The sequence below is a fragment of the Duganella violaceipulchra genome (assembly GCF_019166075.1).
GTDB classification, from domain to species: Bacteria; Pseudomonadota; Gammaproteobacteria; order Burkholderiales; family Burkholderiaceae_D; genus Rugamonas; species Rugamonas violaceipulchra.
Genome location: NZ_JAHTGR010000207.1, coordinates 1 through 256 on the forward strand (window position 1 = coordinate 1; position 256 = coordinate 256).

1 protein-coding gene is annotated in these 256 nt (G+C 69.9%); it reads left to right on the forward strand.

The features are described from left to right. Window positions 1-256, forward strand: a 256-nt coding sequence (locus KVP70_RS33715; RefSeq protein WP_217946779.1) for an AMP-binding protein, incomplete at both ends; no start/stop codon positions are given.

A 256-nucleotide genomic window follows, 5' to 3' on the forward strand; every position in this document is an offset into this window, starting at 1 on the left:
AACAGCTGCGCGAACCGTGCTACCTGTTCTTCACGTCCGGTTCGAGCGGCACGCCCAAGCCCATCCTGGGATCGGTGGGCGGCCTGGCCCAGTTCATCGACTGGGAGATCGACGCCTTCGGCCTGGACCCGCAGTGCCGCGTGAGCCAGCTGACGGCGCCGACCTTCGACGCCTTCCTGCGCGACCTGTTCGTGCCGCTGTGCGCGGGCGGCACGCTGTGCCTGCCGCCGGCGCGCAAGCTGCCGCTGGACCAGAT